The organism is Bacillus sp. 166amftsu, from assembly GCF_900107445.1.
In the GTDB taxonomy this organism is placed as follows: domain Bacteria; phylum Bacillota; class Bacilli; order Bacillales; family Bacillaceae_G; genus Bacillus_A; species Bacillus_A arachidis.
This window is the reverse complement of the sequence record NZ_FNQA01000001.1, coordinates 966,808-983,976: the sequence shown is the minus strand read 5'-3', so window position 1 is coordinate 983,976 and position 17,169 is coordinate 966,808. Positions and strand designations below refer to the sequence as shown.

18 protein-coding genes are annotated in these 17,169 nt (G+C 37.1%); 12 read left to right on the top strand and 6 right to left on the bottom strand.

Annotated features, from left to right (window positions below; genetic code table 11):
• The first annotated feature begins 275 nt into the window (after window positions 1-275).
• Window positions 276-482 (top strand): hypothetical protein, encoded by a 207-nt coding sequence (locus BLV40_RS05410; protein ID WP_026593653.1) that lies wholly within the window; start codon window positions 276-278, stop codon window positions 480-482.
• Between the two features lie 12 nt (window positions 483-494).
• Here BLV40_RS05410 and BLV40_RS05405 read toward each other — a convergent pair whose 3' ends face one another.
• On the bottom strand, window positions 495-1,328 hold the full coding sequence (locus BLV40_RS05405) for a DUF2785 domain-containing protein (protein ID WP_090687870.1): 834 nt from the start codon (window positions 1,326-1,328) through the stop codon (window positions 495-497).
• An 18-nt stretch (window positions 1,329-1,346) separates the two neighbouring features.
• On the opposite strand from BLV40_RS05405, the gene BLV40_RS28805 reads away from it, so the two are divergent.
• Window positions 1,347-1,604 carry a hypothetical protein gene (locus BLV40_RS28805; protein ID WP_211482102.1) on the top strand — a complete coding sequence of 86 codons (258 nt, stop codon included), beginning with the start codon at window positions 1,347-1,349 and terminating at the stop codon, window positions 1,602-1,604.
• 155 nt (window positions 1,605-1,759) lie between these two features.
• Here the strand turns inward: BLV40_RS28805 and pepQ are convergent, their stop codons facing one another.
• Window positions 1,760-2,857, bottom strand: coding sequence for a Xaa-Pro dipeptidase (pepQ, locus tag BLV40_RS05395; RefSeq protein ID WP_026593651.1), 1,098 nt, complete (start codon window positions 2,855-2,857; stop codon window positions 1,760-1,762).
• Between the two features lie 148 nt (window positions 2,858-3,005).
• Between pepQ and BLV40_RS05390 the strand changes: the two genes are divergently transcribed.
• On the top strand, window positions 3,006-3,689 hold the full coding sequence (locus tag BLV40_RS05390; RefSeq protein ID WP_026593650.1) for a metal-dependent hydrolase: 684 nt from the start codon (window positions 3,006-3,008) through the stop codon (window positions 3,687-3,689).
• A gap of 40 nt (window positions 3,690-3,729) precedes the next feature.
• Here the strand turns inward: BLV40_RS05390 and BLV40_RS28415 are convergent, their stop codons facing one another.
• Window positions 3,730-3,888 (bottom strand): hypothetical protein, encoded by a 159-nt coding sequence (locus BLV40_RS28415; RefSeq protein WP_090687867.1) that lies wholly within the window; start codon window positions 3,886-3,888, stop codon window positions 3,730-3,732.
• Window positions 3,889-4,135: 247 nt separating this feature from the next.
• Between BLV40_RS28415 and BLV40_RS05380 the strand changes: the two genes are divergently transcribed.
• On the top strand, window positions 4,136-5,449 hold the full coding sequence (locus BLV40_RS05380) for a DRTGG domain-containing protein (RefSeq protein WP_026593649.1): 1,314 nt from the start codon (window positions 4,136-4,138) through the stop codon (window positions 5,447-5,449).
• 406 nt (window positions 5,450-5,855) lie between these two features.
• Window positions 5,856-6,116 (top strand): DUF3949 domain-containing protein, encoded by a 261-nt coding sequence (locus tag BLV40_RS05375; RefSeq protein WP_026593648.1) that lies wholly within the window; start codon window positions 5,856-5,858, stop codon window positions 6,114-6,116.
• A 14-nt stretch (window positions 6,117-6,130) separates the two neighbouring features.
• Here the strand turns inward: BLV40_RS05375 and BLV40_RS05370 are convergent, their stop codons facing one another.
• On the bottom strand, window positions 6,131-6,436 hold the full coding sequence (locus BLV40_RS05370; protein WP_090687865.1) for a YtpI family protein: 306 nt from the start codon (window positions 6,434-6,436) through the stop codon (window positions 6,131-6,133).
• A gap of 275 nt (window positions 6,437-6,711) precedes the next feature.
• On the opposite strand from BLV40_RS05370, the gene BLV40_RS05365 reads away from it, so the two are divergent.
• The gene (locus BLV40_RS05365) at window positions 6,712-7,644 is read left to right on the top strand and encodes a DHH family phosphoesterase (protein ID WP_090687862.1); all 933 of its coding nucleotides are present in this window, start codon (window positions 6,712-6,714) and stop codon (window positions 7,642-7,644) included.
• A 44-nt stretch (window positions 7,645-7,688) separates the two neighbouring features.
• On the opposite strand, the gene ytrI is transcribed toward BLV40_RS05365, so the two are convergent.
• Both ytrI and BLV40_RS05355 read right to left on the bottom strand, forming a co-directional pair.
• Complete coding sequence (gene ytrI, locus BLV40_RS05360) at window positions 7,689-8,192, bottom strand: sporulation membrane protein YtrI (protein WP_026593645.1); 504 nt, start codon at window positions 8,190-8,192, stop codon at window positions 7,689-7,691.
• Window positions 8,189-8,527 (bottom strand): sporulation membrane protein YtrH, encoded by a 339-nt coding sequence (locus tag BLV40_RS05355; protein ID WP_026593644.1) that lies wholly within the window; start codon window positions 8,525-8,527, stop codon window positions 8,189-8,191. Before BLV40_RS05355 ends, ytrI begins: the two co-directional genes overlap by 4 nt.
• A 117-nt stretch (window positions 8,528-8,644) precedes the next feature.
• On the opposite strand from BLV40_RS05355, the gene dnaE reads away from it, so the two are divergent.
• The 6 genes from dnaE (at window position 8,645) to pfkA (ending at window position 17,134) form a co-directional block, all read left to right on the top strand.
• Window positions 8,645-11,974: a DNA polymerase III subunit alpha gene (gene dnaE, locus BLV40_RS05350; protein WP_090687859.1), complete on the top strand. Its 3,330-nt coding sequence runs from the start codon at window positions 8,645-8,647 to the stop codon at window positions 11,972-11,974.
• A 133-nt stretch (window positions 11,975-12,107) separates the two neighbouring features.
• Window positions 12,108-13,316 (top strand): NADP-dependent malic enzyme, encoded by a 1,209-nt coding sequence (locus BLV40_RS05345; RefSeq protein WP_170833613.1) that lies wholly within the window; start codon window positions 12,108-12,110, stop codon window positions 13,314-13,316.
• Window positions 13,317-13,330: 14 nt separating this feature from the next.
• Window positions 13,331-13,975 carry a FadR/GntR family transcriptional regulator gene (locus BLV40_RS05340; protein WP_026593641.1) on the top strand — a complete coding sequence of 215 codons (645 nt, stop codon included), beginning with the start codon at window positions 13,331-13,333 and terminating at the stop codon, window positions 13,973-13,975.
• A 239-nt stretch (window positions 13,976-14,214) separates the two neighbouring features.
• Entirely contained in the window at window positions 14,215-15,084 is an 870-nt protein-coding gene (gene accD, locus BLV40_RS05335; protein ID WP_090687855.1) for an acetyl-CoA carboxylase, carboxyltransferase subunit beta, read from the top strand.
• Window positions 15,072-16,046: an acetyl-CoA carboxylase carboxyl transferase subunit alpha gene (gene accA / locus BLV40_RS05330; protein WP_026593639.1), complete on the top strand. Its 975-nt coding sequence runs from the start codon at window positions 15,072-15,074 to the stop codon at window positions 16,044-16,046. The genes accD and accA overlap by 13 nt, the downstream gene beginning before the upstream one ends.
• Window positions 16,047-16,174: 128 nt before the next feature.
• Window positions 16,175-17,134 (top strand): 6-phosphofructokinase, encoded by a 960-nt coding sequence (pfkA, locus tag BLV40_RS05325; protein ID WP_026593638.1) that lies wholly within the window; start codon window positions 16,175-16,177, stop codon window positions 17,132-17,134.
• Window positions 17,135-17,169 lie beyond the last annotated feature (35 nt).

Here is a 17,169-nt window from a genome sequence, read left to right as displayed (position 1 = left end):
CGCTCAACATTGTGATTCCAACTACATGAATTTGAAGGAATAAAAAGCCCCTCTATTAATTTTCTGCTATAATAAACACTTATTATTATAATTCTTAATATAGAGAATTATAAATGAAATTGCAAATGATTATTCAAGTAGAATTAAAGAATAATTGAAATTAGTTGTGGGGAGTACCATATATAAGAGGGGGAACAGTTGAGAAATATCTATTTCGAAACATTAGTGAGAATAGTTAGAAAATTTATGTTATAATATGGAAAAAGGGGGCCTATATGAAGCAAATACATGGAGCAATTTATATCTACATAACAATGTTTTTTGTTGGAGCGTCTTATGGTTTAGGACATTCATACTCGCACCCAATTTTAACTTTTTTGAGCGGGACATGTATGGCCATCGCGATTTGTGTACACTTTTTCTCAGTTTGGATTGTTAAATTTCAATTAAATATTAGTGAAATGGAAGAAGGCACCTTTTGAGAGGCCTTCTTTTTAATTGTATTGACGAAATCTTTTTAATAAGTTTTCAATCTCGATTTCTGTTTCTTTACATATGGAATTTGTTCGTAATCGGAAGAATAAGCTTCGCAAAAATGATTTTATATTTCTGTATAACGCTTCATAAGGTGCGGTAGATAATTTTGTTTTTTGAACTTCCATTTGATTTACTAAGGAATGTAAGGATGAGATGAGTTCTTTTTTATTTAAACCGTTTTTAAGCATAGCGATGATAGGAGTGACAATTCTTTCATCTTCTTCATAGTTGTAATGAGTTGTATGTACACTTACTTTTTTTAATAGAGTTTGCATTATTTCTGGGTAATATGTGGTTTCAAGCTTTGGATTGTTGACAAGTTCATCGAATGTATCTGAAACATGAGCGATGCTATGAGCCCAACCTTGTTCACTAACATATCCGCGAAAATCATGTTCTTGGTTCATATATATAATTAATTTGTCTTTCACATCTAATATGTCAGACGGTGATAAGAAGTTATGTTTTGTATCGGCGTATATGATTAAAGCAATTAATAGTGTTGTAAATGATCGAGTGAATACTGCATCCTTATCATCTGTAGTGATTTTATAAAATAAATATTGTTCGTTTATACTTTGTGACAATAATTGCGATAATTGTGTGTGTGTAATATGATCATTTGTAATAAGATGGAAAAACGTTGTGTAGATTAATGTATCTCGTAAATAACTATCTGGGGTGCCGATATGCTGAAGCATTTTTGAAATTAGTTTATCGATATCTATCGTGGAATCTATGGTGTAATGATTAGCCTTTATTTCTTCTAATTGTTTTTGAAGTTGTTTCATGCAATCTCTCCTTTTTTTATGTGTTTAGAAAATTCTGTATTTAAATATTATAATAGAAATAGAGAATATACAAGAAATACATACTACAGTAAAAAGAAAGTTATTGGACTTTTCACGATAGTAACAGCATGTATACGTAATGAGAAAGTTGAGAATGAGCATGTGAATGTGCAACAACAAACAGAAAAAGGTGCTATGGAAGGATACGTTATGATGAGAAATGAGACTGTATATTTCATCATGAATAAAAAATCCGAAATGATAGAAGTTATATAAATCAACACCTACATATGGGAATCCAAACAGACGTAATTTTAAATTTTGACGATGAAGGTGTATATAAAAAGTTGAAATCAGGATAACTGTTAATAGGTTTGAGATAGTAGAGACATAGGATATAAAAAAAGGTAGCGCAGTCGCTACCTTTTTTCTTATTTAACAAACTGTAATTCTTTTGGGAATTTCGTTAAAATTTCTGATCCGTCTTTCGTGATGTAGAGATCATCTTCAATACGAACGCCGCCTACGTTTGGTATGTAAATACCTGGTTCAATTGTGAAGACCATTCCTTCTTTTAATGGAGATGGATTTCCTTCTTTTACATCTGGATACTCGTGTACGCTAATTCCAAGTCCGTGGCCAAGGCGGTGCGGGAAGAAATCTCCATAACCTGCATCTGCGATAACAGAGCGAGCAGCACGGTCAATTTCGCCAAGTGTAACACCTGGTTTACAAGCTTCAACCGCTTGTAATTGGCCAGCTAGTACAGTGTTATAAATGCGTGTTTGTTCTTCTGAAATATCGCCAAATGCTACTGTACGTGTAATGTCAGAGCAGTAACCGTCAATGATGACACCTAGGTCAAATAGTACGAAGTCACCGCGCTTCATTTTGTTTGCTCCTGGAATGCCGTGTGGCAATGCGGAGTTTGCTCCTGTTAGTACCATTGTGTCAAAGGACATTTTATGAATGCCTTTTTTCTTCATTTCATGTTCGATGATTGCTAACACTTCTAATTCGCTACGATTTTCTTGAATCGCATTTACACCGATTTCAACAGCGTAGTCAGCCATGGAAGCTGCTTGGCGTAAAATAGAAAGTTCTTTTTCGTCTTTAATTAAACGAAGTTCGCGTACTTTTTCTTCGGCAGATTGGAAAGATGCTTTCGGGAATAATTTTCTTACTTCTTCATAGCGTTCTACATTTAAATGTTCTTTTTCAATTGCCACTTTATTTACATCGATGCCACGGTCTTGAATTGCTTTTGTAATCATATCCCACGGTTTGTCTGTATCAGTGAATCCGATAATTTCATGCGCCCAACCAGCGTTTCTAGCCTGACCTTCTTCCATTTTAGGACAGATTAAAATTGGTTCTTTTTCTTGGAATACAAATAGACCGAGTAGTCTTTCGTGTGGTTCGCAATGGAAGTTTGTCATATAGAAGATGTTTGGTGTAGAAGTTAAAAATGCAGCTTCTACGTTCTGTTCTTGTAGCCATTGCATTAAGTTTTCTAATCTAGTATTCATAAATTCGCACCCCCGAGATTTTAATTACATATATAACTTTACATCGGATGGAAGCGTTATGACAAGCAAATCGATGTTTGAAAAGACAGGGAATTGTGAAATCATGTAGAATACAAGGTGTGAATGTAAACAAGGGAGGAATATAATCATGAAAGTATCTTATCATGGCCATTCAGTTGTAAAGATTGAAACGAATGGGAAGGTTATCTTAATTGATCCATTTTTAACAGGTAATCCGAAAACAGATTTAAAGGCCGAAGATGTTAAGGTAGACGCAATTATTTTATCGCATGGTCATGGTGATCATGTCGGCGATACAGTAGCGCTTGCGAAGAAAAATAATGCGGTTGTTGTGGCACCATTTGAACTCGCAACATTTTTAGGATGGCAAGGTGTGAATACGCACCCAATGCATATCGGTGGCTCGCATGTATTTGATTTTGGGAAAGTGAAATTTACACAAGCATTCCATGGTTCTAGTTATATCGATGAAGAAAATAAGACGATTACATATACGGGAATGCCGGCTGGAATTTTATTTACGGCAGAAGAGAAAACGATTTATCATGCAGGGGATACTGCATTATTTTCTGATATGAAGTTAATTGGGTCTCTGAACAAAATTGATATCGCATTTTTACCAATTGGTGATAATTTTACAATGGGACCAGAGGATGCAGTATTAGCTGCGGAATGGATTGGAGCAAAAACGGTTGTACCAATGCATTATAATACGTTCCCAGTTATTGAACAGGATCCGCATCTTTTTGTGCAAAAATTAACAAGTAGTACAGGTAAGGTATTAGAAGCTGGGGAAAGTATTACAATATAAAAAGAAGACCCTTCATTTGAAAAGACAAGTGAAGGGTTTTTTATGTGTGCAAAATAGGTTTGAAAGCCGATGCTTGTTTTGGTGTTTCTTTTACTTCTGGTGATGTTTGTTCTGGTGCTTCATTTAATTCCATTGCAACTTTTTTGCCATCAACGAAAGCTAAAAATATAGCACCTACAACTTCTAAAAATTTTTTCATTTTCATTCGCTCCTTCGTTTGACTTCTTGTCTTTATTGTATCTTGGAACGAGAAGACAAACTATCGAATGAGGTGACAGTAGCATTACACTGTTGTAAGAATGTGACTGATAGAATATAAGGGTCATTTTTGTTATAAAAAAAATAGTACAGATACATAAAAGTACAGTGTAACAGTTTCGGAAATATAGTATACTAAAAATACAACACATGAAGAATTTAGGGAAAAGAAAGTATGGTGAAACCATTTGGCTACCAAGCATAATCAAATTTTAGAACATATTAATAGCCTGCCGGTAGGGCATAAAATTTCTGTACGTCAAATTGCAAAAGATTTGAGTGTAAGTGAAGGAACAGCCTATCGTGCGATTAAAGATGCAGAGAATAAAGGATATGTCAGTACAATTGAACGTGTCGGAACGATCCGAATTGAACAAAAGAAAAAGGAAAATATTGAAAAACTAACATATGCCGAAGTGGTCAATATTGTCGATGGCCAAGTACTTGGTGGAAGAGAAGGATTACATAAAACATTAAATAAATTCGTGATTGGGGCCATGAAATTAGAGGCGATGATGCGCTATACAGAAGCTGGGAACTTGCTGATTATCGGTAACCGTACGAATGCCCATCAACTAGCGTTAGAAGCAGGCGCTGCAGTCTTAATTACAGGTGGATTTGATACAGAAGACCGTGTGAAAAAATTAGCGGATGAATTAAAGCTACCGATTATTTCAAGTAGCTATGATACGTTCACTGTGGCAACGTTAATTAACCGCGCCATTTATGATCAGCTTATCAAAAAGGAAATTGTACTTGTTGAAGATATTTTAACACCAATTGAAGAGACGCTATATTTAAAACCTAGTGATAGAGTAGAACAATGGCATGCGTATAATGAAGAAACGATGCATGGGCGTTATCCAATTGTGGATGAAAATAAAAAGGTATTAGGGATTGTTACTTCAAAAGATATGATTGGTATCGCGAAAGAAACACCAATTGAAAAAGTAATGACAAAGCAGCCGATTACAGTAAATGGGAAAATGTCTGTTGCAGCGGCAGCCCGCATGATGGTATGGGAAGGAATTGAACTTCTTCCTGTTGTTGATGAAAACAATCGCTTGCAAGGAATTATTAGTCGTCAAGACGTACTACAAGCGCTGCAAATGATTCAACGTCAACCGCAAGTTGGGGAGACGATTGAAGATATCGTTACAAATCAATTTGTGACACCGAAAGAAGCAAAGCACGAACACAGTTATCAATTTTCTGTGACGCCACAAATGACGAGTTCATTTGGAACATTATCATATGGAGTATTTACAACTGTTGTCACAGAAGCAACGAATCGTGCCATTCGTGCGCAGAAAAAAAGCGATTCGATTGTTGAGAATTTAACAATCTACTTTGTAAAGCCTGTTCAAATCGACAATGTTGTTTCTGTACATCCGCAGGTGTTAGAAATTGGGCGTAAATTTGGAAAGGTAGATGTAGAAGTGCGGCACGGAGGAGAAGTTGTTGGAAAAGCACTATTAATGGTGCAGCTCATTGATCGATAAACATGAAAAAGAGCTGAATGGAGAATCCCTTTTATGACAGGGATATTCATTCAGCTCTTTTTTGTAAAAGGGTATGAATACAGCTAATAGTAACGAAATAGTGGGAAGATTATATTCCATGAAGTAAAGGTGATAGGAGAATCGGGATAGTAATGTTTCGTATACCCAATTTCGTATAGAGCGTTTAGAATGAGTGTGATGATAGGAACTAAGAACATTTTCTTCATGATTACGGAAACACATAAACCTAAATCAATGACGATAAAAAGAACAATGAACAATTACATAAGAACCGGGTCAATTTGGTCAATCAATGAGATTGCGGCTCCTTTTGTTTGGCAGTTTATGGTATAATTGAATTATCAGATAATTAATATATATAAAGAAAAAAAGGATGGTGCTTGATATGTCATCAGAGTTACTCTTTTTTGGTGGTGTTGCATTGTTTTATTTTCTTATGATGATACCGATTCAGTATCTTTACATTAAAGGATTAAACGAGCAAAGGCAACTAACAAAACTTTCACAACAAGAACTGTATAAAAATATGTCTTTTGAAGAAGAACAATTACATTTTCATGTGCAAGGCAATCCTTTTAATATTCCACCTGCTTTTGTTGCCTATCTAATTTTGAAAATAAAGAATCACAAAAAAGCATCAGCATGAATAGCTGATGCTTTTTACATTTTTTCATATGCTTCTGCTTCTTCGATTGCAAGAGGCGAGAAGTGTTTATACTGGCGGAATCCATTGAAAACGCTTGCACTGCCAAATAAGATAAATAAGACACCGACGATGATACGTGCAGTCGAGATGTCTAAGAAAAATTGATTTGCACCGAATAATGCAACGAATACACCAAGTGCCATCGCAGATTTTCCAGCAAGCCACCCTTTTTCCATCTGACGATTTGTACGAAAATATTTTGTTTTATAGAAGAGATACAACATAAATGAAATGATAATACAAAAGACTAATACTGGCATAATGTAATCCTCCATTATTTTGTATGTAGATAAATTAAAAACATGAAATATAAAGTCCCTCTTTTTTAGGTGGAAGAGAGGATCCGCTCAAGCATAGAAGCGATTAGTGCCCATTTCATATTCATGCCAAAAGAAAACAAAAGACATTATCTAAACTTTCTAACTATTATTATAAAGCAATTGTCCACATGAATAAATTATTTTCAGTTATAATGAAGGATAAAGTAAGAAAATTGATGACAGAGGTAGAAATCAATAAAAAGGAGATTATACATATGCATGAACAAATTTTAGCGATGATTAAAGAGTTTGATACGATTATCATTCACCGTCATGTGCGTCCAGACCCAGATGCATTAGGTTCTCAGTGTGGTCTTGGGACAATTCTTCAAGAATCGTTTCCAGAGAAAAAGGTTTATATGGTCGGATACAATGAACCAACCTTATCTTATTTACGAGTAATGGATGAAATTGATGATGAGACTTATGTGAATGCACTTGTTATCGTTTGTGATACTGCGAATCAAGAACGCGTTTGTGATCAGCGTTATACAAAAGGAAAGATGCTCATTAAAATCGATCATCATCCAAATGAAGATCCATACGGAGACATTACGTGGGTGGACACGACATCAAGTTCTACAAGCGAGCTTATTTATGAATTGTATTCTTATGGAAAAGATAAAGGTCTAAAACTATCGAAAGAATCTGCACGTCTTATTCTAGCTGGTATTGTTGGAGATACAGGGCGTTTCTTATTCCCAAATACATCGGCAAGAACACTTCGCTATGCAGGTGAGCTTGTTGAAATGGGTGTAGATTTTCCAGAGTTATATAACGAAATGTATAAAACGAAAGAGAAAATCGCTCGTTTAAATGGATTCATTTTACAAAACTTTACGATGACAGAAGAGGGAGCGGCTTATATTAAGCTGACAAAAGAAGTGCTAGAAGAGTTCGATGTCCTTCCTTCTGAAGCATCTGGCGTTGTTGGAGCACTTGGTAATGTTGACGGACTAAAAGCTTGGGTTTTATTTTTAGAGGAAGAAGATGTAATTCGCGTTCGCCTTCGTTCAAAAGGACCGGTTATTAATAAGCTAGCGATGAAGTATAATGGCGGAGGTCATCCGATGGCTTCGGGTGCAAAAGCGTCTTCTTGGGAAGAAGCAGATCGTCTTTTTGCAGACTTGCGTGAGATTTGTAAATAAGAATACTCTTATATAAAACAAGAAAAAGTAGGGACGCTGCGTTCCTACTTTTCTTGTTTTATATTGATGTCAATTTCGAGCACGGTATCAAAAGAGAGTGAGGAAACTTTGAAGCGATAGGTTCGATCATAGTGTTTATATACTTTATTTTCAATTACTTTTTTTAGGAGTTCTTTATTTTTCGCAATGCTTTGTATATTTTTCGTTAAGAGATGTTGTAGGTCATTGTGAATGGATGTTGTCATGTTTTCGAGAGTAAGGTTGTCTAAGTCGTATTTATCATGGTTTGAAATTTTAATTTTAATTTCTTGAATAGTTAAGAGTTGCTTGTTTTCTTCATTTAGTTTATCGTGATCTTCAAGAAGAACATGAAGCTTTTCTTCTTGTTTCTTAATGATTTGTTTTTGTTTTTCAATTGTACTGGCTTGTTCTTGTTGAAAAACACCATATATGTACAAAAAAATAAACCAGCTAAAAATACCACCAACCGCAGCGCCACCCAAAAATAAATACCATCGTTTAGCGGTAGAATCGCTTGGTACTCTCATACATGATCCTGCGTAATCCATTTAATAATAATAAGACCGGTTTGCATGCCGCCTGTTGCGAAAAAGATAAGTAAAATTTGTTTCACAATGTCTCTCATATCTCCTTCGAAAAAACTTCTTTCAAAGCTATAAAATGTGTCAAAAGTCCCGCCGATTGCTGCGACGAGTGCCCAAATTCGTAAATTTTGTGCGAATTGATTAATGGAAGTAAGGGCAGGCTGTCCAATCAGAAATGCCCCAACTCCTCCAATTAAAGAACCACCAAGTATAACCCCAAAGGCAATAAAATAACTAATAATAAGAAGAGAGAAAAAAGTATATTGTCTTACATCCATCGTCATTCTCCTTTCTCTTTCATATATATGGACAAAGTATAAGAAGTATGTTTTGATTTCCGCTTTCCGCATCACCTATAATGAGAGTAGTCAAATAGGTAAAGAGAGGGTACAACAGTGAAGTTTGCGCATTTACAATGTCAAACCGTTTATAGTTTGTTAAAAAGTGCTTGTAAAATTGATGAACTCATCGTTCGGGCGAAAGAGCTTGGCTTTTCATCGCTTGCGATTACAGATGAAAATGTGATGTATGGAGTCATTCCGTTTTATAAAGCATGTAAGAAGAATGGTATACAGCCGATTATCGGATTAACAGCTTCTGTGTTTAGTGAGGAGGAGGAGCGAGCTTATCCGCTTGTATTACTTGCAGAAAATGAAATAGGTTATCAAAACTTATTAAAAATTTCTAGTACGATCATGACTAAGTCTAAAGATGGGATCCCAAAAAAGTGGCTTTCTCATTATGCAAAAGGGTTGATTGCAATTTCACCAGGAAAAGACGGGGAAATTGAACAGCTATTGTTAGAAGGAAGAGACGAGATCGCTGAAGAAGTAGCTCGTTCGTATCAAAATATGTTTGGAAGCTTTTACATGAGTTTGCAGCATCATGCGATTCAAGATGAACTGTTTTTACAAGAGAAAATACCACAATTTATAAACGAGATGAATATTCCAGTCGTTGCGACAAATGATGTCCGTTATGTGAATCAAAGCGATGCACTTGTGCAGGAGTGCTTGCTATCAGTTCAGAGCGGAACAAAGATGACTGATCCAGATAGACCAAGACTCAAAACAGATCAGTATTATTTAAAATCAGCAGTTGAAATGCAGGCTTTATTTTCTCATGAAGAAGAAGCCGTTCAGAATACAGTTCATATAGCTGAGCGTTGCCGCGTAGAAATTCCTTTCCACGTTAATCAATTGCCGAAGTTTTCTGTTCCATCTAATGAAACATCAGATGCTTATTTGCGCCGTATTTGTAATGAGGGTCTAAAACAGCGATATAGAACGGTTCAAGATGTACATAGGAAACGTTTAGAACATGAACTTGAAGTTATCTCTCGCATGGGATTTAGTGATTATTTCCTCATTGTTTGGGATTTTATGAAATACGCACATGAACATGACATTTTAACAGGGCCGGGTCGTGGTTCAGCAGCAGGTTCACTTGTTTCTTATGTGTTAGAAATCACAGACATCGATCCAATTGAGTACGACTTGCTGTTTGAACGATTTCTAAATCCTGAACGTGTTACGCTGCCAGATATTGATATTGATTTTCCGGATATTAGACGTGATGAGATGATTCGTTATGTAAAAGATAAATATGGTCAGCTTCGTGTTGCTCAAATAGTTACGTTCGGAACGCTTGCTGCAAAAGCAGCGATTCGAGATATCGCCCGCGTAATGGGGCTTCCACCAAGGGATATCGATATATTTTCAAAACTTATTCCGTCAAAGCTTGGAATCACATTAAAAGAAGCGTATGAAGAATCTAGGTCTCTTCGTGAATTTGTACAAGGAAATCTCTTGCATGAGCGTGTTTTTGAAATTGCGAAGCGCGTCGAAGGTTTACCACGTCATACGTCTATTCATGCGGCGGGAGTCATAATGAGTCAGGAGCCGTTAACGGGGAGTGTTGCGATTCAAGAAGGGCATAACGATGTATATGTAACGCAATATCCAGCAGAAGTGCTAGAAGAACTGGGCCTGTTAAAAATGGACTTTTTAGGTTTACGTAATTTAACGTTACTCGAAAACATTCTTAATTTTATTGTGACTAAAACTGGTAAACAAATTGATATACGGAATTTACCACTTGAGGATGAAAAGACATTCCAGTTACTTGGAAAAGGAGATACAACAGGCGTGTTCCAGCTTGAATCCGGAGGAATGCGGAATGTATTACGTAGCTTAAAACCAAATGAGTTTGAAGATATTGTTGCTGTTAACGCATTATATCGCCCAGGACCAATGGAGCAAATTCCAACCTTTATTGAATCAAAGCACGGAAAGCGTCAAATTCATTATTTACATGCGGATTTAAAGCCGATTTTAAAAAGCACATATGGTGTCATTGTATACCAAGAACAAATTATGCAAATCGCCTCGCAGTTAGCAGGGTTTTCACTCGGGGAAGCTGATTTGCTTCGCCGTGCAGTGAGTAAGAAAAACCGTGAGATTTTAGATCAAGAAAGAATGCATTTTGTACAAGGGTGTTTACGAAATGGATACGATAAGACATCAGCAGAACAAATTTATGATTTAATTGTGAGATTTGCGAATTACGGTTTTAACCGAAGTCATGCTGTAGCCTACAGTATGATTGGATATCAGCTTGCTTATTTAAAAGCGAACTATCCTTTAGAGTTTATGACTGCGCTGTTATCTAGTGCGATAGGTAATGAAGATAAGATTGTGCAATATATACGCGAAACGAAGCGCAAAGGTTTTCGTGTTTTATCGCCGTCTCTTCATAGAAGTAGTTACAATTTCCAAATAGAAGGGAACGCAATCCGTTATAGCTTGCTGTCAATTCGAAATATAGGGATGGCTACAGTGAATGCGGTGATAGAGGAAAGAGAAAGAAATCCATTCCAAGATTTATTTGAATTTTGTCTTCGTATGCCAGCAAAGTTTGTTACGGAGCGTAATTTAGAGGCTTTTGTTTGGGCAGGCTGTTTCGATGATTTTCAAGTTTCGCGAACAACGTTGTTTAACAGTATTAAGGGAGCTCTAGAGTACGCAAGCCTTGCTCGTGAATTAGGGGAAGAAAGTGTCCCAAAATCAGTATATGTACAAGGAGAAGAGCTATCTTTTATTGAACAATTAAATAATGAAAAAGAAGCGCTTGGCTTTTATTTATCCAGTTATCCAACGGCGCAGTACGCAAAGCTCGTAAAAGAACTAGAAATTCCATCGCTTGCGCAAGCGATGAGGCAAAAGCGAAAAGTACAACGTGCAATTGTTTATGTAACAGGTGTAAAAGTCATTCGGACGAAAAAATTGCAAAAAATGGCGTTCGTCACTTTTTGTGATCAAAATGATGAAATGGAAGCAGTTGTTTTTCCTGAGACGTATATTCATTTTGCGGAGAGGTTACAAGAAGGTACAATTGTTTTAGTGGAGGGGACGATTGAACAGCGAAATCATAAATTGCAATGGATTGTGAACGGTCTTTATCCATTGGAACAAATGGATGTTTACAATGAAATGAAAGAAGCGTCGATTTATGTAAAACTACCCTCGCAGTATGAAAAGAGGCTGTTAAATCAAGTTACAAAAATATTGTTTCACTATTCAGGTTTTGTGAAAGTACTAATTTATTATGAAAAGGAACATAAAATGGTACAATTATCTCGTAGTTTATCAATTCATCCAAGTGAAGAATGTTTAGGAGCACTTCGTGAAATAGTCGGTGAGGAAAATGTCGTAGTGAAAATATAATGGACAATTTCCCTATAGTTCGATTATTATAGTAATTGTGTTCGTGGTCAGACCACTTGGAGAGAATAATATCAGCAAGAATAATTTGAGGAGAGTGGATAGTTTGTCAACACTTCGTGAAGAAGCACTTCACATGCATAAAGTGCATCAAGGAAAATTAGAAACTGTATCAAAAGTAAAAGTAGAAAATGCTAAAGATTTAAGTCTTGCGTATTCTCCAGGGGTTGCAGAACCTTGTAAAGAAATTTATGACGATAAAAGTAAGGTATATGAATATACGATGAAGGGAAACATGGTAGCAGTTGTGACGGATGGAACAGCTGTACTTGGCCTTGGTAATATCGGACCAGAAGCATCTCTTCCAGTAATGGAAGGTAAAGCAGTATTATTCAAGAGTTTTGCTGGCGTAGATGCATTCCCAATTGCTTTAAATACAAACGATGTAGATAAGATTATTGAAACTGTAAAATTAATGGAGCCAACATTTGGCGGTGTAAACTTAGAGGATATTGCAGCACCAAACTGCTTTATCATTGAAGAACGTCTGAAAAAAGAAACAAATATTCCTGTATTCCATGATGATCAACACGGTACAGCTATCGTAACAGTAGCGGGTCTTGTAAATGCACTTAAGCTAGTTGGAAAGAAAATGTCTGACATTAAAGTTGTAGCAAATGGTGCAGGTGCAGCAGGGATTGCAATCATTAAACTTTTATATCGCTATGGTGTACGCGACATTATTATGTGTGACCGAAAAGGCGCAATTTATGAAGGTCGCCCTGTTGGGATGAACCCAGTGAAAGATGAAGTTGCAAAATATACAAATAAAAATCGTGTAGAAGGTTCATTAGCAGATGTCCTGCAAGGTGCGGATGTATTTATCGGTGTATCTGTAGCGGGTGCGTTAACTGAGGAAATGGTTCGTACAATGAATGACGATGCAATTATTTTTGCAATGGCAAATCCGGTTCCAGAAATTATGCCGGAAATTGCAAAAGCAGCAGGCGCAGCTGTTGTTGGGACTGGTCGCTCTGACTTCCCGAACCAAGTAAATAATGTACTAGCATTCCCTGGTATTTTCCGTGGTGCACTTGATGTACATGCTACGCAAATTAATGAAGAAATGAAAATGGCAGCTGTACAAGCCATTGCAGAGCTTGTAACGGCAGATGAGTTAAATGAGGATTATATCATTCCGGCACCGTTTGACGCGCGTGTAGCGCCTCAGGTAGCGGCTTACGTTGCGAAAGCGGCGATGGAGACAGGAGTAGCTCGCCGTCAAGTAGATCCAAATGAAGTTGCTGAGAAAACAAAAAAATTAGCGCTGATTGGTAAAGAGTAAGCGAGGAATTTCCATTGACATCATCAAATACAAAAGTATATCTCGAAATTGTAAAGAAAATCCGTTCCATTATGGAAGAGGATGGTTTAGTAGCAGGTGATCGATTACCATCTGAGCGTGAGTTAAGTGCACGTTTAAATGCCGGGCGTTCATCTGTACGGGAAGCATTGCGAGCTTTAGAACTCGTAGGATTAATTGAAACAAGACGCGGAGAAGGGACGTTTATTCGAAACTTTTATGATAACGGTCTTGTTCAACTAATCGCACCATTTTTATTACAAGATGAGAAAACAATTCGTGATTTGTTACAGATGAAACGATTACTTGAAAAAGATATTCTTCGAATCGTATGTGATTTACCGAAAGAAACGTTTTCTAATGTATTAGGTATGTTGCGACAAGTTCTGAAAAAGGACGAAAGTTCAATCCAGGAGTTCCATCAAACGTTTTTTAAAACACTTATTGAACAAGTTGACAATTATTTACTGTATCGTGTTTGGAGAATTGTAAATGATTACGTTGCGACTCTTTCTTATGAAATTTCATTAGAATCTATAGAAACTTATAGAAAGCTTTATGAAGCGCTATACGAGAAAAAAGAAGAAGAGGCGCTAAAAATATATGATGAATTAATGGGAAACATGCAGTTTCACTCGTAATGTATAAAATTTGTCGAAATGACCATGACACGTTATGACAAACAATCTATCGCATAGCGGTTAAAGTTAAACGTAAAGAGAGAGGTTATGAGTGCGTGTTCAAAAAGGAGCGATCTTTACCGGACTTTTTGAACATCCTCTATTAGACAGATTGAGAAGACAAGGCTAACATCGAATTTTGGTGTTAGCCCAGTTTTCTTCTTACCCTAACCTTAGCTCTCAACAAAGGGGGTCAAATTGTGCTAAGAGATTTATTCGTAAAAAAGAAAAAGTATGCTGCAATTCCTTCAGAACAAGTACGAAGAGATGTGCCGGACGGTGTTATGACAAAATGTCCGAAATGTAAGAAAATCATGTATACAAAAGAGCTTCTGAAAAATTTAAAAGTATGTGTGAACTGTGGTTATCATCATCCGATGAATGCGTGGGAGCGCCTTGACAGTGTATTGGACGAAGGTTCATTTTGTGAGTACGACAAAGAGATGGTTTCGGTAAATCCACTTGGGTTCCCAAATTATGAAGAGAAGCTAGAGAGTGATCGCAAGAAAACAGAATTAAACGAAGCGGTTGTGACAGGTGAAGGAACAATTGATGAAATGCTTGTTGTGATTGCAGTAATGGATTCTCGTTTTCGAATGGGCAGCATGGGCTCTGTTGTAGGCGAAAAAATTGCACGTGCAGTTGAAAAAGCATACGAGTTACAAGTTCCATTTATTATCTTTACTGCATCGGGCGGCGCGCGCATGCAAGAAGGTATTTTAAGTTTAATGCAAATGGCAAAAACGAGCGTAGCTTTGAAAAAACATAGCAATGCTGGAGGATTATTTATTTCTGTTATGACTCATCCGACAACAGGCGGTGTTTCGGCAAGTTTTGCTTCACTTGGTGATTATAATCTTGCAGAGCCAGGTGCACTTATCGGCTTTGCTGGTAGACGTGTAATTGAACAAACGGTGCGTGAGAAACTGCCAGAAGACTTTCAAACGGCAGAATTTTTATTAGAGCACGGTCAATTGGATGCGGTTGTGCATCGCAATGATATGAGAGAATCGCTCCGTAAGATTTTAGAAGTTCATCAAGGAGGGGAAACGGCTGTATGGCAGAGTTAGAATTTGAAAAACCAGTTGTTGAGCTAAGAAATAAGATTCGTGAACTAAAAGACTATACGAACAACAGCCAGATGGACTTCAGTGAGGAGATTCGTATTTTGGAAGGGAAGCTAGAAAATCTAGAGGAAGAAATATACGGCAATATGAAAGTATGGGATCGCGTTCAAATTGCTCGTCATGCAGAACGACCGACAACGCTCGATTATATTGAGCACTTATTTACTGATTTTTTTGAATGTCATGGAGATCGTCTATATGGCGATGATGCAGCGATTGTCGGCGGCATTGCGAAATATGATGGGATGCCTGTAACGGTAATTGGGCACCAGCGCGGGAAAGATACGAAAGAAAATATTCGTCGTAATTTTGGAATGCCTCATCCAGAAGGATATCGAAAGGCGCTACGTTTAATGAAGCAAGCTGAGAAATTTAATCGCCCGATTATTTGCTTTATTGATACGAAAGGTGCGTATCCTGGTAAAGCTGCTGAAGAACGTGGTCAAAGTGAAGCGATTGCCCGTAATTTATTTGAAATGGCAGGGCTTACTGTACCAGTTATTTGTATCGTTATTGGTGAAGGTGGTAGCGGTGGTGCACTAGGTCTTGGAGTAGGGGATTACATTCATATGCTAGAAAATTCCACTTATTCTGTTATTACACCAGAGGGAGCGGCAGCGATTCTTTGGAAAGATGCAGGAAAAGCGAGGGAAGCTGCTGAAGCGATGAGAATTACGGCAGCGGATTTGAAAGAATTAGGTGTAATTGACGAAATTATTCCAGAAGCGCGTGGCGGTGCGCATCGTAACATTTTAAAACAATCAGAAAACATCGACCTAATGCTCAGAAAAACATTCCAGCAATTAAACGGTATCTCGAAAGAGGAATTAGTCGAAAAACGTTATGAAAAATATATGAAAATTGGGCAAGTTTCGTTTTCAAACGCTTCCATTTGGATAAAATAAGAAAAGCGTGCGTTCCACTTCGCGAATGCACGTTTTTATTGTGAAAAGACACATCTTCTCCATTGTATTTTTATATTTCTTCATGTTATTTTATTATAAGGCAAATAATCTTTATGAGGTGAGTACAAATGAAACGTATTGGTGTATTAACAAGTGGTGGAGATTCACCTGGTATGAATGCTGCCATTCGTGCAGTTGTTCGTAAAGCGATTTTCCATGATATAGAAGTATATGGTATTTACCATGGATACGCTGGATTAATTTCTGGTCATATTGAAAAATTAGAGCTTGGTTCTGTGGGCGATATTATCCACCGCGGTGGTACAAAATTATATACAGCGAGATGTCCTGAGTTTAAAGACCCAGAAGTACGACTAAAAGGAATCGAGCAATTAAAGAAGTTTGGTATTGAAGGACTTGTTGTTATTGGTGGAGACGGTTCTTACCAAGGTGCAAAAAAATTAACAGAGCAAGGATTCCCATGTGTCGGCGTACCAGGTACAATCGATAATGATATTCCTGGAACAGATTTCACAATCGGTTTCGATACAGCGTTAAACACTGTTATTGATGCGATCGATAAAATTCGTGATACAGCTACATCTCATGAACGTACATATGTTATCGAGGTAATGGGGCGTCATGCTGGAGATATCGCATTATGGGCTGGTTTAGCTGATGGTGCAGAAACAATCTTAATTCCAGAAGAAGAGTATGACATGCAAGATGTAATTGCTCGTTTAAAACGTGGTAGTGAACGTGGAAAGAAACATAGTATTATCGTGGTAGCTGAAGGTGTTGGAAGTGCAATTGACATCGGTAAGCAAATCGAAGAAGAAACAAACTTTGATACTCGTGTAACTGTATTAGGTCACGTACAACGTGGTGGATCACCAAGTGCACAAGACCGTGTTTTAGCAAGCCGTCTTGGCGCGAGAGCAGTTGAACTGTTGATTGAAAACAAAGGTGGACGTTGCGTAGGTATTCAAAATAACCAACTTGTTGATCATGACATTATCGAAGCGTTAGCTCAAAAACATACGATTGATAAAGATATGTATCAGTTATCAAAAGAATTATCTATCTAATCGGCGTAATGTCAAATACTTGGGAACGGTTTCAT

Coding starts and splice junctions, on each gene's coding strand:
- BLV40_RS05375 (WP_026593648.1), top strand. CDS start 5,856: ATGTCATCAGAGTTACTCTTTTTTGGTGGTGTTGCATTGTTTTATTTT.
- BLV40_RS05390 (WP_026593650.1), top strand. CDS start 3,006: ATGAAAGTATCTTATCATGGCCATTCAGTTGTAAAGATTGAAACGAAT.
- BLV40_RS05370 (WP_090687865.1), bottom strand. CDS start 6,436: ATGCCAGTATTAGTCTTTTGTATTATCATTTCATTTATGTTGTATCTC.
- ytrI (WP_026593645.1), bottom strand. CDS start 8,192: ATGAGAGTACCAAGCGATTCTACCGCTAAACGATGGTATTTATTTTTG.
- BLV40_RS05345 (WP_170833613.1), top strand. CDS start 12,108: ATGCATAAAGTGCATCAAGGAAAATTAGAAACTGTATCAAAAGTAAAA.
- BLV40_RS05355 (WP_026593644.1), bottom strand. CDS start 8,527: ATGGATGTAAGACAATATACTTTTTTCTCTCTTCTTATTATTAGTTAT.
- BLV40_RS05410 (WP_026593653.1), top strand. CDS start 276: ATGAAGCAAATACATGGAGCAATTTATATCTACATAACAATGTTTTTT.
- pepQ (WP_026593651.1), bottom strand. CDS start 2,857: ATGAATACTAGATTAGAAAACTTAATGCAATGGCTACAAGAACAGAAC.
- BLV40_RS05365 (WP_090687862.1), top strand. CDS start 6,712: ATGCATGAACAAATTTTAGCGATGATTAAAGAGTTTGATACGATTATC.
- BLV40_RS05405 (WP_090687870.1), bottom strand. CDS start 1,328: ATGAAACAACTTCAAAAACAATTAGAAGAAATAAAGGCTAATCATTAC.
- BLV40_RS28805 (WP_211482102.1), top strand. CDS start 1,347: ATGTGTTTAGAAAATTCTGTATTTAAATATTATAATAGAAATAGAGAA.
- accA (WP_026593639.1), top strand. CDS start 15,072: ATGGCAGAGTTAGAATTTGAAAAACCAGTTGTTGAGCTAAGAAATAAG.
- BLV40_RS28415 (WP_090687867.1), bottom strand. CDS start 3,888: ATGAAAAAATTTTTAGAAGTTGTAGGTGCTATATTTTTAGCTTTCGTT.
- pfkA (WP_026593638.1), top strand. CDS start 16,175: ATGAAACGTATTGGTGTATTAACAAGTGGTGGAGATTCACCTGGTATG.